Here is a 26,791-nt window from a genome sequence, read left to right as displayed (position 1 = left end):
GGACCAGGCCATGGACATACTCGCGCGTATCTGGACGACGCTGGTGGCGGAGTTCTCCGACCTCAGCGAAGTCGAGCAGATCACTCGGGCCACCCTGCGCCTGAGCCTGGCAGTGCTGCTGGGCGGGCTGGTGGGCTACGAGCGCGAGAGCCAGGGCAAGGCGGCCGGGCTGCGTACCCACATGCTGGTGACCCTGGGCGCGGCGCTGTTCGTCATGGCGATCCGCGAAGGCAGCGGCGAGGCCGATGCGGTCAGCCGGGTGATCCAGGGCATCGCCGCCGGCATCGGCTTCCTCTGCGCCGGCACCATCCTCAAGGGCAACGGCGTCCACGACGTGAAGGGCCTGACCACCGCCGCCGGGCTCTGGCTGAGCACGGCCATCGGTATCAGCGTCGGCCTGGGGCACTCGGCGACGGCGGTACTGGGTACCGTGCTCGCCGTGCTGGTGCTGCATTGCCTGCCGCGCCGCCTGGAGCACAACCGCTCGCGCAATTAGCCTGAACTTGCCTGCCCACTGCCGTTCCGAACCCCTGTAGCCAGCCGATCCACCCCATCAGCCGAGCGCGCGGGTGCGCGCACCGCAGCGAGGAGGGCGCCGCGATGCAACAGGATAATCCGACCAGCCGGGCCGAGGCCGCCGCCAACCAGGCGCGCATCGTCATCGAGGACGTGGAGCCGCGTCTGGAGGGCGGGCGCTTCGCCGCCAAGGCCATTGCCCAGCGGGCATCGCGCATCCACGCGCGAATCTTCAGCGATGGCCACGACAAGCTGGCCGCCGAGGTCGCCTGGCGCGAGAGCCAGGGCCAGCCCTGGCAGAAGACGCCGCTGCAGGCGCTGGGCAACGACCACTGGGAAGCCCACATCACCCCGCGCCAGGTCGGCCGCACCGAGTTCATCGTGCTGGCGTGGATCGACAGCTTCGCCAGTTTCCGCTACGAGCTGGAGAAGAAATACGCCGCCGGGCAGGGGGTGGACCTGGAGTTCCGCGAGGGCATCGAGCTGCTGCAGAGCGTGCTGCAGACAGCGCCCGAAGACTGCGCGGCAGAGCTGGGCGAGATCGTCCGTGGCCTGCAGGACAACGCCGGGCGCGAGGAGCGATTCGCCCTGTTCATGGCGCCACGCACCCTGGAGTTGATGCAGCGTGCCGAACACCGCCCGCACCTGACCCGCAGCCTGACCTTCGAACTGGACGTGGAACGACCGCTGGCGGAGTTCGCCAGTTGGTACGAGCTGTTCCCGCGTTCGGAAAGCACGGTCCCCGGCCAGCACGGCCGCTTCGCCGACGTCCACCGGCGCCTGCCGGAGATCGCCGCCATGGGCTTCGATGTCCTGTATTTCCCGCCCATCCATCCCATCGGTCGCCAGCACCGCAAGGGCCGCAACAACAGCCTGCAGGCCGGCCCGGACGATCCCGGCAGTCCCTATGCGATCGGCAGCGAGGAGGGCGGGCATGACGCCGTGCACCCCGAGCTGGGCACCCTGGAGGATTTCCGCGAGCTGGTCGACGCCGCCCGCGAGCATGGCCTGGAGATCGCCCTGGACTTCGCCATCCAGTGCTCGCCGGACCATCCCTGGCTGCGCGAGCACCCCGGCTGGTTCAGCTGGCGCGCCGACGGGACCATTCGCCATGCGGAGAACCCGCCGAAGAAGTACGAGGACATCGTCAACGTCGACTTCTACGCGCCCGATGCCGTGCCGGACCTCTGGCTTGGCCTGCTGCAGGTGATGCTGGGCTGGGTGGAGCAGGGCGTCAACCTGTTCCGTGTCGACAACCCGCACACCAAGCCGCTGCCGTTCTGGGAATGGCTGATCGCCGAGGTGCGCCGCGAGCATCCGCAGGTGATCTTCCTCGCCGAAGCCTTCACCCGTCCGGCGATGATGGCGCGCCTGGGCAAGGTCGGCTTCAGCCAGAGCTACACCTACTTCACCTGGCGCAACAGCAAGCAGGAACTGGAGGAGTACCTCACCGAACTCAACCAGCCGCCGCTGCGCGACTGCTACCGGCCGAACTTCTTCGTCAACACGCCGGACATCAACCCCTACTTCCTGCAGCGCTCCGGCCGCGCCGGCTTCCTCATCCGCGCAGCGCTGGCGACCATGGGCTCGGGCCTGTGGGGCATGTACTCGGGTTTCGAACTGTGCGAGGCCGACCCGGTACCGGGCAAGGAGGAGTACTTCGACTCGGAGAAGTACCAGCTGCGCCAGCGCGACTACCACGCCGCCGGCAACATCGTCGGCGAGATCACCCGGCTCAATCGCATCCGCCGCGAGAACCCGGCGCTGCACAGCCACCTGGGCTTCCAGGCCTACAACGTCTTCAACGACCACATCCTGCTGTTCGGCAAGCGCACCGCGGACCTGGCCAACTTCATCCTGGTGGCGGTCAGCCTCGACCCGGATAACGCCCAGGAAGCCGACTTCGAACTGCCGCTGTGGGAGTTCGGCCTGCCCGACGATGCGCCCATGGGCGGCGAGGACCTGATGAACGGCCACCGCTGGACCTGGCACGGCAAGCGCCAGTGGCTGCGCATCGAGCCCTGGCACCTGCCGTTCGGCATCTGGCGCCTGCACCCCGAACAGTGACCGTCATGTAGAGGATTGCGACCATGGCCAAGCGCAAGACCCGCGCCTTTCTCGACGACCCGCTCTGGTACAAGGACGCGGTGATCTACCAGTTGCACGTGAAGTCCTTCTTCGACGCCAACAACGACGGCATCGGCGATTTCCGCGGGCTGATCGAGAAGCTCGACTACATCGCCGAGCTGGGGGTGAACACCCTCTGGCTGCTGCCGTTCTACCCCTCGCCGCGGCGCGACGATGGCTACGACATCGCCATGTACAAGGGCGTGCACCCGGACTACGGCACCCTGGCCGACGCCCGCCGCTTCATCGACGCGGCCCACGAGCGCGGCCTGCGGGTGATCACCGAGCTGGTGATCAACCACACCTCCGACCAGCACCCGTGGTTCCAGCGTGCGCGCCGGGCGAAGAAGGGCTCCCAGGCGCGCAACTGGTACGTCTGGTCCGACGATGACACCCGCTACGACCAGACGCGGATCATCTTCATCGACTCCGAGCAATCCAACTGGACCTGGGACCCGGTGGCCGGGCAGTACTTCTGGCACCGCTTCTACTCGCACCAGCCGGACCTCAACTTCGACAACCCGCAGGTGCTGCGTGCCGTACTGGGGGTGATGCGCTACTGGCTGGACATGGGCGTGGACGGCCTGCGCCTGGACGCCATTCCCTACCTGATCGAGCGCGACGGCACCAACAACGAGAACCTGCCCGAGACCCACGTGGTGCTCAAGCGCATCCGCGCCGAGCTGGACGCCCACTACCCGGATCGCATGCTGCTGGCCGAGGCCAACCAGTGGCCGGAAGACACGCGCCCCTATTTCGGTGGAACGGACGGCGGCCCCGGCGACGAATGCCACATGGCCTTCCACTTCCCGCTGATGCCGCGCATGTACATGGCCATCGCCCAGGAAGACCGCTTCCCGATCAGTGACATCCTGCGCCAGACCCCGGCCATCCCGGACAACTGCCAGTGGGCGATCTTCCTGCGCAACCACGATGAGCTGACCCTGGAGATGGTCACCGACGACGAGCGCGACTACCTGTGGAACTACTACGCCGCCGACCGCCGTGCCCGCATCAACCTGGGTATTCGCCGGCGCCTGGCGCCCCTGGTGGAGCGTGACCGGCGGCGCATCGAACTGCTCAACAGCCTGCTGCTGTCCATGCCCGGCACGCCGACCCTGTACTACGGCGACGAGATCGGCATGGGCGACAACATCTACCTAGGCGACCGCGACGGCGTGCGTACGCCGATGCAATGGTCGATGGACCGCAACGGCGGCTTCTCCCGCGCGGACCCGGCCAGCCTGGTGCTGCCGCCGATCCTCGATTCGCTGTATGGCTACCCCAGCGTCAACGTCGAGGCCCAGGCACGCGACCCGCATTCGCTGCTCAACTGGACGCGGCGCATGCTCGGCGTGCGCAAGCAGCAGAAGGCCTTCGGCCGTGGCAGCATCAGCATGCTGGCGCCGCCCAACCGGCGCATCCTCGCCTACCTGCGGCAGTACCGGCCCGAAGGCGAGGGCGCCAGTGAAGAGAGCATCCTCTGCGTGGCCAACCTGTCCAATGCCGCCCAGGCGGTGGAGCTGGACCTCTCGGCGTTCGACGGCCGGGTGCCGGTGGAGATGCTCGGCGGCTCGTCCTTCCCGCCCATCGGCCGGATGACCTACCTGCTGACCCTGCCGCCCTACGGCTTCTACTGGTTCTACCTGGCCGACAGCCAGCAGATGCCGGCCTGGCACGTGCAGCCGGTGGAGCGCATGCCCGAGCTGCCGACCCTGGTGCTGGCCCAGCGCCTGGGCGAAATCATGCACGGCGCACCGCGCGAGCTGCTGGAGAGCGATTCACTGCCGCGCTACCTGCCCAAGCGCCGCTGGTTCGCCGGCGGCCGGGTGGAGGCCGGCAGCGCGCACCTGCTCTACGCCATGCCGCTCACCGGCGATGACGCCGCGCCGATGCTGGCGGAAGTCGAGGTCAGCGGCGCCGAGGGCGCCGAGCATTACCAGCTGCCCCTGGCCGCCGTGCCGGAGAAAGGCAGCGCCGGCAACGACCTGCCGCAGCAACTGGCCCTGGCGCGCCTGCGCCGTGGGCGCAAGGTTGGCCTGCTCACCGACGCCTTTGCCTTGCCGGCCTTCACCCGACTGATCCTCGGCCTGCTGCGCGAAGCGGCGACGATGGCCGGCCCGGCCGGCGAGCTGCAGTTCCTGCCGCAGCCCGGCCTGACGGCCTTCGCCGAAATCGGCGAGGACGCGGAGGTACGCGTGCTCAGCGTCGACCAGTCCAACAGCTCGGCGCTGATCGGCGACCGCCTGCTGCTCAAGCTGCTGCGGCGGGTCTTCCCCGGCGTGCACCCGGAGGTGGAAATGGGCGGCTACCTGAGCCGGCGCGGCTTCGCCAATATCGCGCCGCTGCTGGGCGAGGTGCGGCGGATCGACGCCCAGGGCCAGCCGCATACGCTGATGCTGCTGCAGGGCTACCTGAGCAACCAGGGCGACGCCTGGAGCTGGACGCTGAACCAGCTGGAGCGCGCCATGCGTGACGGCGCGCTGCCCTCGGCCGAACCGGCTTTCGATGCGATGGAGGAACTGCGCCTGTTCGCCGGCAAGCTCGGCCAGCGCCTGGGCGAGATGCACCAGCTGCTGTCCGAAGCCTCCGATGTGCCGGACTTCGGCCTGCACCGCAGTGCGGCGGCCGACAGCTCGGTATGGGCCAGCAGCATCGGCGAGCAGATCGACCAGGCGCTGCAAGCCCTGCAGCACGGACGCCAGCAACTGGATGAACACGGCGCGGTGATGGTCGACTGGCTGCTGGAAAAACGCGGCGAACTGCTGCACGCGGTGGGCAACCTGGCGCAACTGGCCGAAGGCGGGGTGATGATCCGCGTTCACGGTGACCTGCATCTGGGCCAGGTGCTGGTGGTGCAGGGCGATGCCTTCCTCATCGATTTCGAAGGCGAGCCGAACCGCCCGCTGGCCGAACGCCGCCGGCGCCACAGCCCGCTCAAGGACGTCACCGGCGTGCTGCGCTCCTTTGACTACGCGGCCGCCATGGCCTTGCGCAGCGCCCAGGGCACCGAGGCGCCGGCGCAGGTCCTGGCGGCCCGCGCCGAACTGGCCCTGCGCTATCGACGCGAAGCCCGCGATGCCTTCCTCGAAGCCTACCGCGCCGCCGCCGTCGACCTGCCCCACGAATGGCGTGGCCGCGAAGGCGAGGGCGCGGCACTGGCGCTGTTCAGCCTGGAGAAGGCCGCCTACGAAGTGCTGTACGAGGCCGGGCACCGTCCCGACTGGCTGGAAGTCCCGCTGCAGGGACTCTTCGAACTCGCAAGGCATCTGCTGGGAGGAAAGCAATGACACCGCGTAGCGACCTGGACCATCTGCAGCGTGCCGATCACGCCGACCCCTTCGCCTTCCTCGGTCCGCACCGCGATGAGGACGGCGAGCTGGTGCGCGCGTGGCTGCCCGGCGCGCTGGCGGTGGAGCTGCTCTCGCCGCAGGACGAGTTCCTCGTCGCCATGGAGGCCCTGGATGCCAGCGGGCTGTTCCTCGCCCGGCTGCCGCAGAAGACCCCCTACCGCCTGCGTATCCACTGGCCCGAGGATGAACAGGTCAGCGAAGACCCCTACGCCTTCGGTCCGTCCATCAGCGAGCTGGACCTCTACCTGTTCGCCGAGGGCAACCATCGCCAGCTGGGCAAATGCCTCGGCGCCCAGGTGATGGAGATCGACGGCGTGCCCGGCGTGCGCTTCGCCGTCTGGGCGCCCAATGCCCGGCGGGTGTCGGTGGTGGGCGGCTTCAACGGCTGGGACGGCCGCCGCCATGTGATGCGCCTGCGCTACCCGGCCGGAGTCTGGGAGCTGTTCATCCCGCGCCTGCAACCGGGCGAGGTGTACAAGTACGAACTGCTCGGCCAGGACGGCCTGCTGCCGCTCAAGGCCGACCCCATGGCCCTGGCCACCGAAATGCCGCCGGCCACCGGTTCGCGGGTGCCGGACCCGACCCCCTTCGCCTGGAGCGATGACGACTGGATGCTGCAGCGCGGCGAACGCCAGGGCGTCAACCGGCCGCTGTCGATCTACGAACTGCACGCCGGCTCCTGGCAATGGGTGGAGAACCGCGCACCGAGCTGGGACGAGCTGGCCGACCGGCTGATTCCCTACGTCAGCGACCTGGGCTTCAGCCACATCGAGCTGATGCCGATCATGGAGTACCCCTTCGGCGGCTCCTGGGGCTATCAGCCGCTGTCGCTGTTCGCGCCCACCGCGCGCTATGGCAGTCCGGCGGACTTCGCCCGCTTCGTCGACCGCTGCCACCAGGCCGGGATCGGCGTGATCCTCGACTGGGTGCCGGCGCATTTCCCCACCGACGCCCACGGCCTGGCGCACTTCGACGGCACCGCGCTCTACGAGTACGCGCACCCGTTCGAAGGCTTCCACCAGGACTGGGACACCTACATCTACAACCTCGGCCGCAACGAGGTTCACGGCTTCATGCTGGCCTCGGCGCTGCACTGGCTGCGCGAGTACCACATCGACGGGCTGCGGGTGGATGCGGTGGCCTCGATGCTCTACCGCGACTATTCGCGCAAGGACGGCGAGTGGATTCCCAACCGCCACGGCGGCCGTGAGAACCTCGAAGCCATCGAGTTCCTCCGCCACCTCAACAGCGTGGTGCCCAGCGAAGCGCCGGGCGCCCTGGTGATCGCCGAGGAATCCACCGCCTGGCCGGGGGTCAGCAAGCCGACGCAGGAGGGCGGCCTGGGCTTCGCCTACAAGTGGAACATGGGCTGGATGCACGACAGCCTGGCGTACATCCGCGAGGACCCGATCAACCGTGGCCATCACCACCACAAGCTCACCTTCGGCCTGCTCTATGCCTTCTCCGAGCATTTCATCCTGCCCATCTCCCACGACGAGGTGGTGCACGGCAAGGGCTCGCTGCTGGGCAAGATGCCCGGCGATCGCTGGCAGCAGTTCGCCAACCTGCGGCTGTTCCTGGCGATGATGTGGACCCATCCGGGCAAGAAGCTGCTGTTCATGGGCTGCGAGTTCGGCCAGTGGCGCGAGTGGGACCATGACGGCCAGCTGGACTGGTACCTGTTGCGCTACGCCGAGCATTTCGGTGCCCAGGCGCTGGTCCGCGAGCTGAACCAGCTGTTGCGCGAGGAACCTGCGCTGCACGCCTTCGACGACCGCGCCGAGGGCTTCCACTGGCTGATCGGCGATGACCAGAACAACAGCGTCTATGCCTGGCTGCGCCTGGCCGGCGACGGTGCGCCGCTGCTGGTGGTGCACAATTTCACTCCACTGCCGCGCCCCAACTACCGTATCGGCGTGCCGCTGGCGGGGCACTGGCAGGTGCTGCTCAACAGTGATGCCGACAGTTTCGGCGGCTCCGGCGCCGGCAGCCGCGGCTCGCTGGATTGCGATCCGCTGGAGGCCCACGGCCAGGCCCAGTCCCTGGCCCTCGACCTGCCGCCGCTGGGCTGTCTGATCCTGCGGCCGGCGGGGGATGGCCTCGATCTGTAGGGTGAAGCGGTGGCCTGGGAAGCGCCGGCGTTGATGGAGATCGATCGCGGACGGAGTCCGCTCCTACGCTGCCCGTCAGTTCGGCGCTGGGTCGACCGTAGGAGCGGACTCCGTCTGCGATTGTCCCGGAGCCGCTCGGATCGCGAGCAAGCTCGCTCCTACAGGTTCGACTCCTGTGTTGCGTTGCAGGACGAACATTCACGCCACCGCCGCGGACTCGGCCTCCGCACGCAATGCCTCGATGACCGCTGGACGCGCGCCGATCACCTCGCGGAAGCGGCCGATGGCGGGGTAGGCCGACAGGTCCACCCTCAGGTAGTCCGACCAGCCGAGCACGGTGAACAGGTAGGCATCGGCGATGCTGAAAGCGTTGCCGAAACTGTGGCCGTCACGCGCCAGCACCTGCTCCAGGTAGCCCAGCCGCTTCGCCAGCTTGCCGCGCAGCACTGTCTTCACCTCATCCGGAATCTCGCTGCTGAACAGCGGGCTCATCCCCGCATGCAGTTCGCTGCCGATGAAGTTCAGCTGCGCCTGCAGCTGCACGCGGGCGAGTGTGCCATTGGCAGGAGCCAGGCCGGCCTCGGGCCGCAGGTCGGCGAGGTACTGTAGAATCGCCGCGCCCTCGGTCAGCACCGTGCCATCTTCCAGCTGCAGCGCCGCCACGTAGCCCTTCGGGTTGATCTGATGGAAGTCGTGGCCATCGGCGGTGCGCTTGCTCTGGTTGTTCACGCGGATCAGCTCGAAGGGCAGGCCCAGTTCGCGCAGGACGATATGCGGGGCAAGGGAGCAGGCATTGGGGGCGAAATAGAGTTTCATCGGGTCGGGCCCTGGGGAATGGGCGACCAGTATTGCCGACGCGGATGCGCCGCGTAAGAACGCACTTTTTTGTGGCCAGGGCAGGAAAAGGTTACCGGTAGGCAGGATGAAGAAGAACGTGTCGGGCTGTTCGGTGGAAGAAGCCATGCGGGTGATCGGCGGGCGCTGGCGGTTGTTGCTGGTGTCCTATCTGCTCGATGGCAGCAAGCGCTTCAATGAGCTGCGCCGGGACATGCCGGAGATTTCCCAGCGGGTGCTGACGGCGGAGCTGAGGTTGCTGGAGGAGGAGAGGCTGGTGGTACGCACGGTTTACCCGGAGGTGCCGCCGCGGGTGGAGTATTGCCTGAGCGCCGAGGGCGAAAGGCTGCGGCCGGTGGTGCAGGTGGTGAAGGAGTTCGGGTTGTGGCTCAAGGGGCGGGAGGTTCCTTCGCGCGGGTAGAAGTCGGGTTCTTCGAGGGCGTCAAGCCGGGGCTCTTGACCTTGTAGGAGCGGAGCTTCTCCGCGAAGCTTTTGTTTGGTTGTTTGGTTGTTTGGTTGTTTGGTTGTTTGGTTGCCTGGATGTGGGGGTTTCTGCGTCGCTTCGGTGCGCGCGCAGGCTCTGTGTTTCGCCCCCTCGGGCGAGTTACTTTCTCAAACGCCAGAAAGTAACCAAAGGGCTTGCCCCTGCCATCCGGCTTTTCGCTTCGCGAAAAGTACCCTCGGTTCCTCGGAGTTCCAGGGGGCCGCCGCGAAGGGCCATCCCTGGCCAGTCGCGGCTTGCGCGGCATCCATGCCGCTCTCCCCCTGAAACTCCGATCACCTTCGGCCTCCTGAAAGGGGCACTCCGGAGCGTGCGGATGTTTCGCTGGAAGACTTCAAAAGCCAGAGCCAACGGTAACGGCAACGGCAACGGCAATCTGCGAGTGTAGGGCGCATAACCCGGAACGGGTTATCCGCCGCCTGCTTTCCCGGCGGATAACGCTGGCGCGTTATGCGCCCTACGAAGTCGAGGCTTTCCCGTTGGCGTAGGAGCGGACTCCGTCCGCGAAGCTCTCCAGCGGTGGCGGGGCGATCGCGGACGGAGTCCGCTCCTACGAAAGCCTTGGGCTCGGAGCCGTGGGGCCATCCGGGATTGCTGCGGTGGCGGATAACATCCGCCCTGCAAGGGCCCGCTGAACGCTAGAACCCGCTCTCGCGCAGGGCCACTGCCAGCAGGCGGGTGAAGCCTTCGCCCAGCCAACTGCGGCGGGCGCCTTCGATCTGCAGGTGGCCGCGGGTTTCGTGCAGGCCGGGTGGGGCGGCATCGAGCTTCACCAGCACGTGGAACAGCGCCGGGTTGGGTACCAGTGCCTCGCCGTGGGGATTCACGTTGAGCGGGCCGCCATAACGCGAGGCGAGCATCGGTTGTTCCAGCTGACTGATGCGGGTGGTGCCGATCAGCACCACCTGGCCGTCGATGGGGCTCGGCACGCCTTCGGGGTAGAAGCGCACGTGGCCGCCGTCGGTGAGGCGCTGCACCTCGTCCTGCTTGACGTAGGCGTCCACCAGCCAGTGCTGCGGGTCCACCAGCACGCCGATGGGTTCGCGGGTGTTGATCCACTGGCCGGGCTTCCAGTCCGGGTTGACGTCCATCCAGCGGCCGGTGAAGGGCGCCACCAGGTTCAGCCGCGCCATCTCGTTGCGCGCGGCGCGGGCCTGCTGGAACTCCACGCCCAGGCGCTGACGGGTGACGGCATCCTCGGCAAGCCCGGCAGGGTCGGCGAGCATGCCCGCCAGGCGTCCCTCGTAGCCACGGATGCCGGCCTCGCTGCCGGCCACCTTGGCGGCGATGTCCGGTTCCTCCATCACCGCCAGTGCCTCGCCCTGGCGCACTTCGCCGCCGGGGCGCAGGTCACGCAGCAGCGCCGGGAAGGGCGCGTAGACGTGCAACTGCTGCGCCGCCCGGGCCACGCCCATGGCGTGCACCTGGGTGCGCCAGGGAATGGCGAGCAGCAGCACGATGGCGCCGAGCAGCGCGAGGAATACCAGCTTGCGCCGCGGCTTCACTTCCGCGCGGCGCTGCCACCAGACCTTGAGTTCGCGCCACACGGGCTGAACGATGAACCAGCTGATTTCCACGGCGAACAGGAAGATCCCCAGCAGTTTGAAGAAGAAGTAATAGACCGCCACGGCGATGCCGAGGAACAGCAGCAGGCGGTACACCCAGGTGCCGAAGGCGAAGGCCACCAGCAGGCGGCGCTTGCCGGTGGGGAAGTGCTCCGACCAGGGTTCGTCCAGCCCCAGCAGATTGCGCCGCAGCGTGGTGCGGGCGAGGGCGCCGGCGCGCTCGTGCAGGTTGGGGAAGTCCAGCAGGTCGGAGAAGATGAAGTAGCCGTCGAAGCGCATGAACGGGCTGGCGTTCAGCGCCAAGGACAGCGCCCAGCTGGTGGTCGCCAGGTACAGCAGACCGTTGCGGAACGGGCCGGGATCGGCCAGCGCCCAGCCCAGCGTGGAGAGTCCGGCCAGGCCCAGTTCGGTGATGATCCCGGCGCTGGCAATGGCCAGGCGCTGGCGGTTGCTGCGCAGCTTCCAGCTCTCGCCGGTGTCGGTGTAGAGCATCGGCCACATCACCACGAAAGCGATGCCCATGTGCGCGACCTTCAGCCCCAGCCGCGTCGCCACCAGCGCATGGCCCAGCTCGTGCAGCGTCTTGGCCACCACCAGGGCGGCGGCGAAGCTGAGCAGGCCCTCGAAGGAGAAGGACTCCACCACGTCGTGGGTGAAGGTGTCCCACTGGTGCGCCACCAGCACGATGCCGGCCAGGCTGAGCAGCAGCACCAGCATCGCCACGTAGCGGTTGAACAGCCAGTCCAGGCTGCCGGCGATGGCGCGCAGGAAGCGCTGCGGGCGCAACAGCGGAATGCGGAAGAACAGGTAGTGGTGCAACCACCAGTTCCAGGTCATCCACTGCCGGCCTTCGCTGCGTGCCTGCAAGCGGGCCAGCGCCTCGGCGCCGGGACGCAGCAGCTGGTGGTGTTCGAGGAACTGGCGAAAGCCCAGCACCTGCTCGGCGTCGGGCTTGAGGGCGGTCTGTTCGGCGATCTGCTCGCTGATCTGCCGCGGCGTCTGTTCCCAGCGCAGCAGGCATTCGAACTCCAGCCAGCCGATGCGGTAGAAGCGGTTGAGCACGCTGTCCTGGATCACCCACACCGGCTCGCCGTCCGGGCCTGGGGCGGCTTCGTCCAGGCGCAGGTCGTCGCGCAGGGGCGGGGTGGGCAGGTCTTCGGCGGCGATGTCCATCGGTTACCGAAGCCTCCGCTACCAGCCGGTCCAGGCGCGCACGGAGGCCAGCGGCCGGCGCAGCAGGTAGTAGCCGAGCACCACGCGCTCGCCGTAGAGCTTGGCGGTGCCGTGCAGGCCCAGGCGAGCATGGGGTGGCGCATTTTCCACGCTGGCCAGCAGGCGGTAGGAGGCCATGCCTTCGTCGCTGGGCTTGGCCTGGTAGCTGGTGTCGAGGATTTCCCCGTGCAGCGGGTCCAGCGGGTAGGCGGTGAGGAACAGCGCCACTTTCGCCCCCGGCTCCAGGGCGATGGCATCGGCCACCGGTAGCTGGATGCGCATGCCCGGTGCCTTCGGATCGGCGATCTGCAGGATGCGCTCGCCCGTCACCACCGGCTTGCCCAGCCAGTCGTTGGGGTCGCTGTAGACGGCGACACCGGCACGCGGCGCGAGCACGCGGGTGCGCGCCAGTTGCGCCTGCACGGCGGCCAGTTCGGCGCGGCGCTGGCGGGCGCGGCCGTCGAGGACTGACAGCTCGCCCTTGCTCTGCGGGTTGTCGAAGGCGCGCTGGCTGGCGGCCATGAGCTCGGCGTCAGCCACCGCGACTTCCTTGGCCAGCACGTCGGCACGGCTGCGCAGGGTGGTTTCGTCGAGCTCGAACAGCGGCGTACCGACTTCCACGTTCTGGTTGGGCCGCACCAGCATCTTCACGATCACCCCGTCGATGGGCGAGCTGATCACCTGGGCGTTGCGCGAGACGACCTCGGCCGGCGCCAGGGCCGTCTGCCGCACCGGGATCAGCAGCAACGCCGCCAGGGCGATGACGCCGACCAGCACCTGGCGCTTGCTCGGCCGCCAGAAGCGCAGGCGGGTGCGCGGGCCGAAGGCCGCCCAGGCGTGGGCCCAGGTCTGCCAGATGCCCAGCAACAGGGGTTGCAGGTTGCGCGCCGGCGGCTCGTCGAGCAGGAACAGCACCAGCCCCAGGCGCTTGCCGGCGCGGTCGTGCAGCGGCACGCACCAGAGCCCGGCGGGCCACCACTCGCTCCAGCCCTCGGCGATGTCCGCCGGTGGTTCGATGGCGTCGCGGGCCAGCCAGGTCGGCGTGGCGTCGGGCAGTTGCGCGGCGACCCAGCGGCTGGCACGTTCCAGCCAGACCAGATAGGGCGAGTCTTCCGTGGGCTTGGCCAGCCCGGACACCGCCAGCAGCTCGTTGCGCGAGTCGTGGCAGGCGAACACCAGCGTCTGGTGGAAGCGCAGCAGCGGGAACAGGTCATTGGCGATGCTGAAGGCCAGGCCGCCAAGGCTGTCGGCCGCCAGCGCCTTGTCCCGCACATTGGCCAGGCTCAGCAGCAGCTGGGGTGGCGGCAGCAGCTCACTCATGGCTTTCGGGGAAGCGCGCGACCCCGCTCATGCCGGCGATCAGTTCGGGGTAGCTGGCGTCCAGCTTCGCTTCCAGCTCCACGGTCTGCGCCACCGCGTCGACCCGCGCGTTGATCACGCTGACCTTGGCCGGGTAGTGCTTGCCGGTTTCGTGGATGTCCACTTCCAGCGGCATGTCCGGGCGCAGCTTGGGCAGCATGGAGGAGGGCACGTTGAGGCGGACTTTCAGCGCGCCGTCGCTGACCAGGTCGAACAGCGGCGTGCCGGCGGTGACCGTCTGGTACGGCTTGACGTAGACCTTGGCGATACGCCCGGAGAAGGGCGCGTCCACCAGGCAGTAGCCGGCCTGGGCGCGGGCCAGGGTGAGGGCGCCGTCGGCCTTCTGTACCTCGGTGTTGGCCATGGCGACTTCCAGATCACCGACGGCGTCGAGCTTGCGCAGGTTCTGCTTGGCGGCGAGGTTGGAGCGCGCCATGTTCAGCTCGGCGGCGGCGACCTTGGCGCGGGCATTCACTTCGACGCAGTTGAGCTGGGCCAGCTCGGCGTCCTTGGCGACCTTGTCGCCCAGGCTCGCCTTGAGTGCACCGAGGGTGCCGTTCATCTGCGCGGAGAGGGTGGTTTCCAGGTTGGACACCAGCAGCACGCGGATCGCGCCGGGGTCGCTGTCGTTGCTGGCAGCGGGCTGCGGCAGCGGCGGCAGGCCGGTGCTGGCGTCATCGGCCAGCGCCGGCTGGAGGAACATCAGGCACAACGGGAGGAGCAGGTACGGCTTACTGCTGCGCGGCATTGGCGGTTCCTTCTGGCCGGCTGGTGGTGGCGGTGCTGGTGGTAGCGGGCGCGCCGGCGGGGGCGCTGCTGGCCAGCAGGTTGGTGCTGGTCTGCTGCTCCAGGGTGCGCTGGATTTCCCGCGCCAGGGTCTTCACGTCGTGGTTCTCGATTTCCCTGGGCATCACTTCGAAGCCCACCGAGTTGTACAGCCGACCCCAGGCCGCCTGGGCGTCGGAGTAGGCGGCTTCGCGCTGGTAGCGCGAGAGCAGGAAGCGGCCTTCGGCGCGGATCAGCTCCAGCTCGCTGCCCAGGGCGGCGCCACGGGCGGACTGGGCGTAGCTGAGCAGGCTCTGGTCGACGCGCAGGCTCTCGTCGGCGAACTCCACTTCCTGCTTGGCCAGCTGGTAGCGCAGCAGGCCGACGCGAACCTGGGTGAGGATGGCCATGGACAGCGCGGTGCGGCGCATGTCGTCGGTCTTTTCCTGGCTGGCCTCGGCGGCCTTGATGTCCGGGTACTGCGCCAGGCGCAGCAGGTTCATCGAGACGTTGATGCCGGTCTGGTTCCAGTCGTTGTTGTACAGGTACTTGTTGGAGTCGTACTCGTAGCCGTAGTTGAAGCTGACGTTGGGCCATAGCTGGGCCTTGGCGATCTTCAGGTCGTTCATGTCGACGCGCTTGCGGTACCACTCCTCCATGATCTCCGGGCGGCGCTCCAGGGACAGGCGTTCGAGCTGGTCGATGTTGTTGGTCACCAGCGGCAACGGCTGCTCGCCAACGTCGGCCAGGACCATTTTGGTATTCGGCGGCAGCGACATCAGCGCGGCCAGTTCGGCGCGGGCGAACTCCAGGTCCTGGCGGCGCACGGTGAGCATGTACACCGAGTCGAGCAGGGCGCGCTGGTAGGCGAGGATGTCCTGGCGCGGCAGCAGGCCCTTGCCCTCGGCCTCGCGGGCGGAGGTCAGGGCGCGGTGGGTGCGCATCAGCAGGCCGTCCACTTCCGGCAGCAGGCGCTGGGCACCCAGGGCGCGCCAGTAGGCGTTGCGCACGTCCTGCAGGACGTTCTGCGCGACCTTCTCGCGGCGCTCCTCGGCCATCAGCATCTGGTCGTTCTTCTGCTGCGTGCGGTAGTAGGCGACGCCGAAGTCCAGCAGGCTCCAGGACAGGCCGAGGCTGTAGAGCTGGCGGTAGCGCTCCTCGGAGGTGGACGGCCGCAGGCTGACCTGGCGGTCCTCGATGCCGATGGAGGTGCCGCCGGAGTCGTTGTTGCGCCCGGAGTAACCGGCGGAGGCCACCACCCGCGGCAGCATCTCGTGGCTGGTGACGTCGCGCAGGTCGGAGGCCAGCGCGCTTTCCAGCAGCTTGAGGCGGTAGTCGAGGTTGTACTTCAGCGCGCGTGCCGAGGCCTCGTAGAAGGTGATCGGCCCGTTGACCGGCTCCTGTTCCTTGTACATCCGCGCCTGGTCGTCGATCACCCGCTGGCGCATTTCCTCTTCGGTGTAGGGCTTGGGCTCGAACGCCGAGCAGGCGCTGAGGAGGATGCTGACAGTGAGGGTGGCGCTCAGGCATTTCAGTGCATAGGCGGGCATGTTCAGTCCTTGATCGATCCTGGAAGTTCTCGAGTTCCTCATTGGCCGCTCCGACGTTGGGCGGCTTCGCGCAGCTGGGCGCGGAAGCCCGGTGCGGTGTGGTCGTTGCGCGGCACCATGTCGATGTGCGCTGGCGCCCACAGCGACGGGTCGGGCAGCAGGCCGTCGGCGGTGAGGCTGACCACGCCGTGGCGACCCTGGATCCAGTTGGAGTCCAGCTGGCTCAGCTCGCGGCTTTCGGCCACGGCTTCGGCAACGAACTGGTCGTTCACCGCGCCCAGGCCTTCGCCGATGGCGACACGGATTTCCGCCGTGGCGAACAGGCGCATCTCGTTGCCGTCACTGTCCCAGGCGGCCTGTTCCAGCGCGCTGTCGACGCGGCGGACCTCGGGCGTCACATAGACCACCGGGTCGACATCGGGGATGCGGTTTTCCGGGTAGCCATCGTCGCCGTTACGGTCGAAGTGCGGGCCCGGCGGGATGTACGGCGTGGCGATGTCCAGGGTGATGGTCAGCTGGGCATCGTCGGTAGCGCCGGCCAGGTCGCTGATGGTGTAGGTGAAGTAGTCCTTGAGAATCTGCCCCAGGCCCGCTGCCGCCAGCACCTCCTTGTTGCTCAGGTCGATGCTGTAGGTGTAGCTGCCATCGGCATTGAGGATCAGTGTGCCGTAGCGTCCGGCGATGGGCTGGCCGATCACCCCGGCGCTGCCGCTGCCGGTCTCCTGGCCGGTGCGGATGCCGGTGACGGTGAGGGCGTCGCCGCCATCCACGTCGCTGTCGTTGGGCAGCACGTTGCCGCTGGTCTGCGGGGCCGGCACCTGGTCGGTGGCGGTATTGCTGTCGTCGCGCGCCACCGGGTTGTCGTTGGCGCCCTGGATGACCACCGTCAGGCGTGCGTCGGAGGTGGCGCCGGCGGTGTCGCGCATGCGGTAGGTGAAGACTTCCTGCAGCTTCTCGCCAGCGGTGCGCAGCGCCTGCACGGTGGGGTTGGCGTTGTCGACGCGGTACTCGTAGCTGCCGTCGGCGTTGATCACCAGCGTGCCGTAGAGGCCCTGCAGCACGCTGCCGGCGGAGACCGTGCGGCCGCTCTGGCTGGTGTACTGCACGACGGACTTGGTCTCGCCGTACTGCACGCCGTCCACGTCGGTGTCGTTGTCCAGCACGTTGCCGCGCGGGTCGACGCCGGGCGTTCCGTTGTTCACGCCGCCGGCTTCGACGGCGATGGCACCGTCGTCGGTGGCGATCGGCGTGTCGTTGCGGCCGTCGATGGTGATGGTCAGCAGGCCGGGCGTGGCGCCGCCCCAGATGTCGGCGCCCAGGTAGGTGAACTTGTCCTGCAGGGTCTGGCCGCTGGCGCGCAGGGCTTCGACTTCCGGCAGGGAATTGTCCAGCTGGTAGCTCCAGCTGCCATCCAGGTTCAGCGTCAGGGTGCCGTATTGGCCGCGCAGGCTCTGGCCAGGCACGGTAGCGCTGGTGGGCGTCTGGCTGTCGCCGGCCCAGTAGGAGACCACGTGCATCACGTCCTGCGGGATGGTGGTGATGGTGTCGGGGTCGGTGTCATTGTCCAGCACGTTGCCGGACGGGTTGCTGCCCGGCACGTTGTTGTGCAGGCCGCCATCTTCCACGGCGCTGCCGAAGTCCGGCGCGGTGATCGGCGGGTCGTTCTGCCCGCGGATGAGGATGACCAGGGTGGCCTGGTCGCTGAGGCCGCCGTCGTCGGTGATCTGGTAGGTGAACTCCTCGATGGCGAAGGCCAGCGGACCGAGGGCGATGATGGTCGGGTTGTTGCTGTCGACGAAGTACTGGTAGCTGCCGTCGGCGTTGATCACCAGGGTGCCGAAGGCGCCGAGGATGGTCTGCGGGCTGCCCGGCACCACCGGTACGGTGTTCACCTGCGCGCCTTCCGGGCCCTTGGCGATGCTGGTGACGATCATGTGGTCGCCGGCATCGACGTCGGTGTCGGCGCCGATGTTGGTGCCCAGCAGGTCGAGGCCGCTGATCACGTTGCCGGTGGGGTTGCGACCGCCACTGCCATCGAGGTTGGCCACCGCGTAGTTGATGTCGTCGTTGGCCACCGGGGCGTCGTAGCGGCCCTGGATGGTGATGGTCAGCTCGGCTGCCGAACTGGCGGCGGCGGTGTCATGCATGCGGTAGGTGAAGACTTCCGTCAGGGTGTCGCCGGTCTTCAGTGCCTGCACCGCTGGCAGGCTGTCGTTGACCACGTAGGTGTAGCTGCCATCTGCGTTGAGGGTCAGGGTGCCGTAGATGCCGACCACCGTGCGGGTGCCGTTGACCAGGCTGAGGAAGGCGCCGTTGCTGGCCCGCGTGCCGACATAGAGGGCGTCCAGGGTGCGGGTTTCGCCGTAGGGCGCGCCGTCCACGTCGCCGTCGTTGAGCAGGGTATTGCCGATGGCCGGCGCGCCGGGGGTGGCGTTGTCGGTGCCACCGGCCTCGATGGCTGTACCCGTGTCATTTTGCGCGATCGGGGTGTCGTTGCGGCCGTGGATGACCACCGTGAAGGTGGCGGTCACGGACTTGCCGTTGCTGTCGCTGACCGTGTAGCTGAACACATCGCTCAGCGTCTGCTGATTGAGGCGCAGGGCCTCTACTGCCGGATTGCTGTTGTCCAGCACGTAGCGGTAGTTGCCCTGGGCGTCGAGCACCAGGCTGCCATACAGGCCCACCAGGCTCTGGCCCACGGTACCGGCAACGTTGTTGGAGTTGACGATGGCGGTGATGGTGACCGGGTCGCCGTCCGGGTCGCTGTAGGACGAGCGGATGCTGCCGCTGGGGTCCAGGCCGGGAATGCTGTTGTTCAGGCCGCCGGCCTCGATGGCATCGACGCTGACCGGGTTGACCACTGGCGGGTCGTTGACCCCGCGCACGGTGATCACCAGTTGTGCGGTATCGGTCAGGCCACCGGTGTCATGGATGCGGTAGGTGAAGATCACGTCCAGGGTCTGGTTGGCGGTCAGTGCACGGATGGTCGGATCGGCGCTGTTGACCACGAAGGTGTAGCTGCCGTCCTGGTTGAGGGTGAGCTGGCCGAAACTGCCGGTGGCGTTGAACAGCAGCGAACCGTCCGGTGTCCGCGCGACGAAGCCGGCGATCACCCCCGGGGTGCCGCTGCTGACGTTGCCAGGCACGCTGCCGGCGGTTTCCAGACCGGCGCGCACGCCGTCCACCTTGAGCTGGGTGGCGTTGGGTTGGTCGGCGTTGTCGACGTCGGTGTCGGTACCGACGCCGGCATTACCGGTAATCACGTTGCCGGTGGCGTTGACCGGCGCCGGGCTGCCGTCGCTGGCACCGGCGCTGGCGTCGCCGTGGTCATCCACCGCCACCGGTGCGTCGTTGGCGCCCTGGATGGTGATGGTCAGGGTGGTGAGGGATTTCAGCCCGCCGGTGTCGGTCATCTGGTAGGTGAAGTTCTCCGTCAGGATCTGGCCGGGGGAGAGCGCCTGCACCGCCGGCAGGCTATTGTCGATGACGTAGCGGTAGGAACCATCGGCGTTGATGGTCAGGGTGCCGAACACAGCCTGCAGGGTGGCGGGACTGCCAGCGCTGACCGGGAAGATGCGTCCGCCGCCGGGGCCGTCGTAGCGCACCAGGCTGACCGCCTTGGTTTCGCCGTAGAACGTGCCGTCGACGTCGGTGTCGTTGGTCAGCACGTTGCCGGTGGCGTCCTGGCCCGGTGTGCCGTTGTTGGTACCGCCCGCCTCGATGGCGGTGCCGGTGTCGGGTACGGCCACCGGGGTGTCGTTGGCGCCGTGGATGTCCACCAGCAGCACGGCGCTGCTGCCCAGGCCGCCGCTGTCGACGATGTTGTAGCCGAAGAAGTCGCTGATCCGCTGGTTGGCGGTGCGCAGCGCCTGAACTTCGGCGTTGCTGTTGTCGACTATGTACTGGAAGCCGCCATTGGCGGTGATCAGCAGGGTGCCGTAGCGCCCCTGGATGCTGGTGACGCCGTTGGCGGCGACGGCAACTCCGCCAGGCACCACGTTGCTGGCGATGCGGGTGACGGTGAGGAAGTCGTTGTTGGTCTGGATGTCGACGTCGATGTCGTTGGCCAGCACGTTGCCGGTGGGGTCCACGCCCGGGTCGGCGTTGCTCAGGCCGCCGGCCTCCACGGCGATGGCGGTGTCGTTGATGGCGATGGGCGCATCGTTGACCGGGTCGATGACGATATTCATCACGTCGGTGTCGGTCAGTGCGTCGTCCGGGTTCTCGCCGGGGATGCCGTCGCCGTCCTTGTCGCCGAAGTTGCCCTGGTCGTTGGTGACCATGGTCAGGGTCTCGGCGTCGCGGAAGGTGTTGAAGTCCTGGTCGCCCTTGTAATAGATCTGCCCGAGGGCGATGTTGATCTGCTGCAGGGTGCCGGTCAGCACCAGGGTGCGTCCGGCGCCTGCCGGCGGAGCATCGGTCGGGCCGGGGACCGTGGCGCTCTGCCAGATCCTGCCGTGCACCACGGTTAGGGTGACGGTCATGACGCCGTCGGCATTGCCGGCGTTGACGTCGACATCGCTGGTGGCCAGGCCGACGATGTGCAGCACGGTGTCTTCCACGCCATGCTGGTCGGCCACGGTGTTGATCGGCGCTTCGTTGATGTGCACGTAGCCGGCGTCGGCGGTGCCGATGGCGCCTTCGCCCAGGCTCAGGCTGATGCTGCCCAGGCCCACGGTGGCGGCGCCGGTGTCGGTGTCGACGCGCACGTGGAAGCGGTTGTTGGTCGCCAGCTGGAAGTCCTGCGCCACCGCCACCAGGTAGCTGCCCGAGGGCAGGATGGCGAAGCGGTAGGTACCGTCGCTGGCGGTCACGGTGTTGAAGGTGCGGTCGTCGGCGTTGCCGAAGATGCCGTCGTCGCCGGCCCAGGTCAGCGTTACGCCGACACCACCCAGGCCCGGCCCATCGGGCGTCGCGCTGTTGGTGGCGGACTTGGTGTCGTCCCACAGCGTGCCCTGGACCACGCCCATGCCGGCGCCATCGCTGAGGATGTAGTTGTTCAGCCCGGCAGCGCCGTCCTGGCCGGTACGTTCGCCATCGGCGCCGCCCGCGGTGAGGGGCAGGGAACCGCCCCAGCCGGCGTTCTCGAAGTCGGTGGGCAGGCTGGTCCAGGTCAGCACCGCGGAACTTGCGGTGTTATCGGCGATGGCGGTATTGGGCAGGTCGACGCTGTAGAGCACCTGCACCGTGTCGTTGACGTTCAGTTGATCGAAAGTCACCACCACTTGGCCGCCGACGACGCTGGCGGTTACCCCGGCCGGCAGGGTGCCCGTGGTGTAGCTGACGCCGTTGATGCTGATGCTCTGGATCTGGTAGTTGCTGCCGTTGGGGAACTGGTCGCGCAGCTCGACGTTGTAGGCCGGCACGCCGCCGTTCTGGGTGAAGCCGACCGATACCGTGGCGTTGGTGGAACTGGCGCCGGGGGTGATGTCGATCACCGACTTGTCCATGCCGGTGAAGCCCGGTTCCACCACCTGCTCGAACAGCGTGTCGCTCTTGCCGCGATCGACACCGCCGTTGTCGCCGACGTGTTCCACCACGTTCATGCCCAGGCGCGCACCGGCCTGGTTGCTGGCGACGTTGGTGACCCGCACGTTGAACTCGAGGATCACGCCTTCGAGGTCGCCGTCGTTGGCTTCGGTGTTGGTCAGGTTGCCCAGGCTGAAGGTGACGGTCTGGCTGCCATTGGCGTTGGTGACGATCTGCAGGCGGCCGTTGTTGATGTTGAACACGCCGGTGGGCTTGTCGCCGGAGAGGTCCGGGTGGATCGCCTGGGCCACGTCGCTGGACTGGTTGCCGATCATGCCCAGGGTGCCGCTGCTGATCAGGTCGGTGGCGTCGGTGCTCAGGCCGCCAATGGCGCTGGAACCCAGGGCGATGAGGATGTTGTTGAGGTCGGCGGGAATGAACTCCAGTCCGGCCGCCAGCTCGATGCGGATCTGGTAGTTGGGGTTGTCGCCGGTGGGCACCAGCACCGTGACGCGGTAACGGACGATCTCGCCGACCACCACGGTTTCCTGCAACCCGGCGGTGTCGGTGGCGCCGGACGAATTGGTGGCTGGCGGCGTGGCGTCGACCCCGCCGACGCGGGACACCAGGATGCCGTTGGTGACGGGAATCAGCAGGGCATTGAGCGTACGGTAGTCGTTGAGCACGCCGGAGTTGAGCAGCCCGTCGTCGCCGCCGCGTTCGCCGGCAGTGGTGTCGGTGGTGTTGCTGGTGCCGTCCAGGCTGGTCCAGCGCACTTCCACGTTGTTCGGGATGACCGCCAGGCCCGCGGCGCTGGCATTCACCACGCCGGTGAGGTGGATGACGATGCTGCCGCCATTGGCGATATCGATGTTGGCGCCGTTGGCGGTGATCAGCTGGCCGTTCTGGATGATGAAGTCCACACCGCCGTTATTGGTGGCGCCGCCGTTGTAGGTGATGCTGCCGTTGAAGGTCAGACCGTCGATCTGCGTGGGCAGCAGGTCCTGCAGGCTGATGTCGAAGGCATTGGTGCCGGAGTTGTTGGCGATGGTGATGTCGAAGGTGACCGTATCGCCCTGGTCGAAGCCGCCGAAGTCGGGGGTGGTGGTGATCTGCTGGGTCACCGTGAGGGTCGGTTCGACGATGGTCACGCTGGGCTGCTGCGCGCTGACGACGGTGCGATCCACGGCGGTGGCGCCGTTGGGCGTGTCGCCGTCCGGGTCGCTGTAGGTCAGCTGGGCGCCGTTGTTGTGGCCGACACCCTGCTGGTTGCCCAGCACGTTGCTCGCCACCAGCACCAGGCGGATGACGAAGGCGTTGTTGCCGGTGTTGTTGTCTGCCGTGGAGCCGGCCGCGCTGAACACCAGGTTGAGGTCACCGCCGTCGCTGCCGTCGCCGCTGAAGGTGAGGACGTTGACGTTGCCGCCGAAGTCCTGGCCCAGCGCACCGCTGCCGGCGACCGTGGTGATCAGCTGGTAGCCCGCGCCGCCAAAGGCCGTGAGGTCCAGGCGCAGGCCCGGCGGGATCAGGTCGGCGAGGCGCAGGTTGGCAGTGGAGCCTTCGGGCAGGGTGACGACGATGTCGTAGGTCATCTTCTCGCCGATCACCAGGTTGCTGCCGGTGGTGTGGGCGGCACTGGAGTCGTCGTTACTCAGGCTTCCGTTCTGGTAGGTCTTGGTGATGGTGGGCGCTGCCACCTGCTGGTTGGCGGCGTCCACCAGGTCCGTGGGAGTAAAGTCCTGGCCGCCCTCGACACTGGCGTAGTTGGTCAGTGCGGCGCTGGACTGCAGGGTGCGCGAGGCGAGGATGGCGTTGTCGACGGTGACGTCGTAGGTGATCACCACCACGTTGGCGCCGGACAGGTCGTTGGCGGTGCCGGCGCGGCCGGCCAGCAGCCCGGCCTGGCCGTTGCTGTCGATGAAGGTGATGGTATTGCCGCTGACGCTGTAGTCCACGCCTGCCGTCAGCAGGGTGCCGTCGCCGCGATAGATCTGCAGGTTGGCTGCCGACAGGCCGCCACCGACGAAGGCCAGGCCGGCCGGCAGGGTGATGCTGGTGGTGACGTCATAGGCGCCGCCACCGCCGCTGTTCTTGATCGCCGTGGCCAGGCGCAGGGTGTCGGCGCCGTCGATGCCGGTGACATTGCCGTCCACCGCCGCCAAGCTGGTGACGCTGCCAGTGAAGGGCACGCCGCTGGTGCCCGGCTGGGCCCAGGTGCCGGTGGTGCCGGTAACCGTGCCGTTGCTGCTGGAAACCACGCCGTGCTTGATGTCCAGCACCGGCTCGGCCACCGACTCGATCTCCGCCACATCCGAGGAGATCAGCACTTCCTTGTCCACCGTGGTGGTCTGGCTGGATTGCGCGAGCACGTCCAGGGAACGCTGGTCGGCGTAGGGCTGGTCGCCCACCACCATGGTGAAGCGCACCTGCACGGTGCCGCCGTTGAGCCCGCCGGATACGTAGTTGCCGAAGTCGAAGATGATCGAGTTGCCGGCACCGGTGGTGACGCTGTCGGGCACATCGAGGATGGTATTGCCGGCGCCGAAACTCCATTGGCCGACGCCGTTGCCGAAGCTCCAGGCGATGCCATTGGCATCCAGCAGCGGCAGCGGCAGGTAGGCGGTCAGCTTGAAGTTCTCGTAGTCGGCCACCAGCAGGTCGTAGGTGATGGTGAAGGTCACCACGTCACCGGGGCGCAGCTCGCCGTTGCCCGGCGGGGCACCGCCGTTCACTTCGCTCAGGACGATGTCGACGTTGGAGCTCTGGATGGTGCTGGTGGTCGTCGAACCATCGGTCTGCTCGCCGCCGATGTTGACCGAGTCGCGCAGCACCGAGGCGTCCACGGTGGCGTTGTTGCTGATGCTGTCGCCCTCGTTGAGCTGGTCGTGGGGCGGGTGGTCGGAGGTGTAGGTGGTGTCGATGGTGGCGTCGTAGACGATGGTCAGGCGCGTGGCACCGTCCTGCTGGGTGTCGAACCAGAGGTCGCCGAACAGCGCGGCGAGCCCCGGCCCCTGCACGGCGGCGGCGATGGATCTGGCAATGTCGAAGACCAGGGTGGTGCTGCCGTCGGCATTCACCGTCGCGGTATAAATGAGGGCGATGGTCTGTGACTGGCCGTTCTGCGAGATCACCAGGGACGGGGGATTGGCCGGGTCGAAGGTCTGGCCGTCACTGAGCAGGTCGGTGACGGTGAAGCGGCCCTGGCCGAGGATGTTCTGGCCGAAGGCGAAGAAGTCCGAGATGGCGACTTCCATGTTGTAGCGCAGGGTGTCGCCGGGGGTGATACCGGCACTGCCGACGTCGTTCTGCAGGGCCACCGTCTTGAGCAGGGTGATGGACTTGGCGACGAAGGTGGCGCCCTGGCCATTGCCGGTGACGGTGAACGGGTAGCCGTCCGGATCGGTCGGCCGGTCGCGCGGGTCCAGCGGGTTCCACTCGCCGTCCACCGTGGCGGTGCCGAAGGTGATGTTCACCGGGTTGCCGGTGGCCGGGTCGATCACCGGGCGGCCGTTGGCGTCGATCTGCGGGACGTAGAAACCGACCTGGGTGGTGCTCGGGCCGCTCAGGGTGTCGTAGTGGATGCTGTAGCTGGCGACGAAGGCGTTGGGGTTGGCCAGGGCGGCGGCGATCAGTGCCGGGTTGGTCAGTACGGTGCCGTCGTGCAGCGTCACCGAGGCGAGGGTGCCGCCGGCGCCGGGGGTGATCGAGCTGACGTGGACCTGATCGGGCACCGTCTGGGTGACCGTGACGTTGGTCAGGGTCTGGCCGGTGGCCGGGGTCACGGTGACGGTTTCGGTGCGGGTGAAGTTCGGCCCGGTGACCGTCTCGCCCTCGGGCATGTCCACGGTCTGGGTGACCGAGAGCAGGGTGGGCGTGACGATGAAACTGTGCAGCGCGGCCTCGACCAGGGTCGGGTCCTGCGCCGGGTTGTTCAGCGAATCGTTGCCGTACTCGAAGCCGCCACGGGCATTGATGGTCAGATTCGGCGCGCCGTCGGAATAGCTGGTGTCGGCCAGGTTGCTCAGTTGCGCGGTGACCTGGATGTCGATGCTCGGCTGGCCGTTGGTGACGCTGGCATAGGGCAGCTGCAGCACCACCATCTGGTCGCCCGGCTTCATGCCGACGCTGGCGGCGTTGATCACCAGGGCGTTGCCGTTGGCGTCCTTGGCCAGCGGGTGGGTGGCGTTGCCGTTGGCGTCGAAGGTCAGCACGTAGCTCTTCACCGCCTGGCCCAGGTAGGTGGCGGACACGAAGGTGGCGCCATCATCGCCATCGCGGCCGGTAGCCGGCAGGAACAGGTCGATGTAGGGCGCGTAGCCGACCTGGGTGGACGGGTTGCTGAAGCTGACGTCGAAGGTGAACTGGTCGCCCAGGCGCACGGCCGAGCCACCGCTGCCCATGCTCACGGTGGGACTGGCGTCGGCCAGCAGGCCGTGGAAGTCCACCAGGGTCGTGGCGGAGAGGGCGATGGCCTTGTCCACGTCGCCGTTGCGGACTTCCAGATTCCAGTCGCCGCCGGCGCTGGTCGAACCGGTGGCATTGCTGGAGGCACCGACATCGGCGCCGGTCCAGCGCGCCAGTTCGTTGACCAGCGCCTGCCCGGCGCTGCCCGCACCGACGTCGCAGCCGTAGAGCTGGATGTCCGCACCGGCATTGAGTTCGCTGCGCCAGGCACTCAGGCGCTCGCCGAGCTGGTCGACGCTCTGGCTGGTGAAGGTCTGGTTGCCCAGGGTGAACTGGCCAGTGGCGCCGTGGGAGAAGATCTGGATCGAGTCGACCTTGCCCAGTTGCGCCAGGGCATTGCTGATGGCAGAGATGGCGTCCTGGCCGGCATCCACCACCAGCGCCGTGGTGCCCACCGGCAGGTTGGCGGAGAGCTGGTCGCGGTTTTCCAGGCGAGCGTCGATCACCACCAGGTTGCGCGGCGCGGCCTGCGCCGGAGCGGCGGCCTGGGCACGGGCCTCGACGGCGGTGGCCGGCTTGGCCGTGTCCTTCGCCTCGGCGGCGCTGCTGTCGTGGTGTTGCTGATCGACGGCCGCGGCGGCGGCACCGTCGAAGAGAATGCGTTGCTCCAGCGCCAGGGCGTGGGCCGCGGGCTGGAAAATCTTCGAACGATATTTGGCCTGCATTTCCCTAATTCCGGCTGAAAATCCCCAGAGAAAAAGCAGTCCTACGCATATCTGCTTACGGAATTGAAACTAGTCGGCTTTGGAATTTTCGCCAACAGAACAGCGACATAACCTACAGCTGCGATTCACGGCGGCCTTGATTGGTGTCTATTTTTTGACGAATTTTTCGGCGTAGCCCACAGATCATGGGGCTTGTAGCTGAACAGTGGTTCAATTGGACGCGTTCCGCCGAAAATCTGGCGGGCTGGTACGCCAATCTGCTGACGACTGCCAGCGCTCTGTAGGACTTTGGCTACGCT

11 protein-coding genes are annotated in these 26,791 nt (G+C 67.6%); 5 read left to right on the top strand and 6 right to left on the bottom strand.

The features are described 5' to 3' along the window. The first annotated feature begins 10 nt into the window (after positions 1-10). The 4 genes from HNP46_RS19000 (at position 11) to glgB (ending at position 8,107) form a co-directional block, all read left to right on the top strand. Complete coding sequence (locus tag HNP46_RS19000) at positions 11-496, top strand: MgtC/SapB family protein (RefSeq protein WP_184591948.1); 486 nt, start codon at positions 11-13, stop codon at positions 494-496. A 104-nt stretch (positions 497-600) separates the two neighbouring features. Continuing rightward, a complete protein-coding gene (locus HNP46_RS18995; RefSeq protein ID WP_184591946.1) occupies positions 601-2,583 on the top strand; it encodes an alpha-1,4-glucan--maltose-1-phosphate maltosyltransferase in 1,983 nt (660 codons plus the stop codon). A gap of 23 nt (positions 2,584-2,606) precedes the next feature. Beyond that, positions 2,607-5,933 (top strand): maltose alpha-D-glucosyltransferase, encoded by a 3,327-nt coding sequence (treS, locus tag HNP46_RS18990; RefSeq protein WP_184591944.1) that lies wholly within the window; start codon positions 2,607-2,609, stop codon positions 5,931-5,933. Then, positions 5,930-8,107, top strand: coding sequence for a 1,4-alpha-glucan branching protein GlgB (glgB, locus tag HNP46_RS18985; protein ID WP_184591941.1), 2,178 nt, complete (start codon positions 5,930-5,932; stop codon positions 8,105-8,107). The genes treS and glgB overlap by 4 nt, the downstream gene beginning before the upstream one ends. Before the next feature lie 198 nt (positions 8,108-8,305). Here glgB and gstA read toward each other — a convergent pair whose 3' ends face one another. Continuing rightward, positions 8,306-8,923 carry a glutathione transferase GstA gene (gene gstA, locus HNP46_RS18980; protein WP_184591938.1) on the bottom strand — a complete coding sequence of 206 codons (618 nt, stop codon included), beginning with the start codon at positions 8,921-8,923 and terminating at the stop codon, positions 8,306-8,308. Positions 8,924-9,029: 106 nt separating this feature from the next. Here gstA and HNP46_RS18975 point away from each other — a divergent pair, with 106 nt between their 5' ends. Further along, on the top strand, positions 9,030-9,362 hold the full coding sequence (locus HNP46_RS18975; RefSeq protein ID WP_184591936.1) for a winged helix-turn-helix transcriptional regulator: 333 nt from the start codon (positions 9,030-9,032) through the stop codon (positions 9,360-9,362). Between the two features lie 719 nt (positions 9,363-10,081). Here the strand turns inward: HNP46_RS18975 and HNP46_RS18970 are convergent. Genes HNP46_RS18970 through HNP46_RS18950 form a run of 5 tightly spaced genes read right to left on the bottom strand, consistent with a single transcriptional unit; the run spans position 10,082 to position 26,492 of the window. Beyond that, entirely contained in the window at positions 10,082-12,181 is a 2,100-nt protein-coding gene (locus HNP46_RS18970; RefSeq protein ID WP_184591934.1) for an HlyD family efflux transporter periplasmic adaptor subunit, read from the bottom strand. 18 nt (positions 12,182-12,199) lie between these two features. Continuing rightward, positions 12,200-13,540 carry an efflux RND transporter periplasmic adaptor subunit gene (locus HNP46_RS18965; protein WP_184591932.1) on the bottom strand — a complete coding sequence of 447 codons (1,341 nt, stop codon included), beginning with the start codon at positions 13,538-13,540 and terminating at the stop codon, positions 12,200-12,202. Then, positions 13,533-14,327, bottom strand: a complete 795-nt coding sequence (locus HNP46_RS18960; RefSeq protein WP_184591930.1) for an efflux RND transporter periplasmic adaptor subunit — start codon at positions 14,325-14,327, stop codon at positions 13,533-13,535. The genes HNP46_RS18965 and HNP46_RS18960 overlap by 8 nt, the downstream gene beginning before the upstream one ends. After that, complete coding sequence (locus HNP46_RS18955; protein WP_184591928.1) at positions 14,311-15,894, bottom strand: TolC family protein; 1,584 nt, start codon at positions 15,892-15,894, stop codon at positions 14,311-14,313. Before HNP46_RS18955 ends, HNP46_RS18960 begins: the two co-directional genes overlap by 17 nt. 38 nt (positions 15,895-15,932) lie before the next feature. Then, entirely contained in the window at positions 15,933-26,492 is a 10,560-nt protein-coding gene (locus HNP46_RS18950; RefSeq protein WP_184591926.1) for a VCBS domain-containing protein, read from the bottom strand. Positions 26,493-26,791: the final 299 nt, after the last annotated feature.

The sequence above is a fragment of the Pseudomonas nitroreducens genome, assembly GCF_014204515.1.
GTDB lineage: Bacteria > Pseudomonadota > Gammaproteobacteria > Pseudomonadales > Pseudomonadaceae > Pseudomonas > Pseudomonas nitritireducens_A.
This window is presented reverse-complemented; position numbering and strand designations above follow the sequence as displayed.

What these genes read in the sequence shown, in the direction of transcription:
- HNP46_RS18970 (WP_184591934.1), bottom strand. Translation starts at nt 12,181, where the DNA reads ATGGACATCGCCGCCGAAGACCTGCCCACCCCGCCCCTGCGCGACGAC.
- HNP46_RS19000 (WP_184591948.1), top strand. Translation starts at nt 11, where the DNA reads ATGGACATACTCGCGCGTATCTGGACGACGCTGGTGGCGGAGTTCTCC.
- gstA (WP_184591938.1), bottom strand. Translation starts at nt 8,923, where the DNA reads ATGAAACTCTATTTCGCCCCCAATGCCTGCTCCCTTGCCCCGCATATC.
- HNP46_RS18975 (WP_184591936.1), top strand. Translation starts at nt 9,030, where the DNA reads ATGAAGAAGAACGTGTCGGGCTGTTCGGTGGAAGAAGCCATGCGGGTG.
- glgB (WP_184591941.1), top strand. Translation starts at nt 5,930, where the DNA reads ATGACACCGCGTAGCGACCTGGACCATCTGCAGCGTGCCGATCACGCC.
- HNP46_RS18955 (WP_184591928.1), bottom strand. Translation starts at nt 15,894, where the DNA reads ATGCCCGCCTATGCACTGAAATGCCTGAGCGCCACCCTCACTGTCAGC.
- HNP46_RS18995 (WP_184591946.1), top strand. Translation starts at nt 601, where the DNA reads ATGCAACAGGATAATCCGACCAGCCGGGCCGAGGCCGCCGCCAACCAG.
- HNP46_RS18950 (WP_184591926.1), bottom strand. Translation starts at nt 26,492, where the DNA reads ATGCAGGCCAAATATCGTTCGAAGATTTTCCAGCCCGCGGCCCACGCC.
- HNP46_RS18965 (WP_184591932.1), bottom strand. Translation starts at nt 13,540, where the DNA reads ATGAGTGAGCTGCTGCCGCCACCCCAGCTGCTGCTGAGCCTGGCCAAT.
- HNP46_RS18960 (WP_184591930.1), bottom strand. Translation starts at nt 14,327, where the DNA reads ATGCCGCGCAGCAGTAAGCCGTACCTGCTCCTCCCGTTGTGCCTGATG.
- treS (WP_184591944.1), top strand. Translation starts at nt 2,607, where the DNA reads ATGGCCAAGCGCAAGACCCGCGCCTTTCTCGACGACCCGCTCTGGTAC.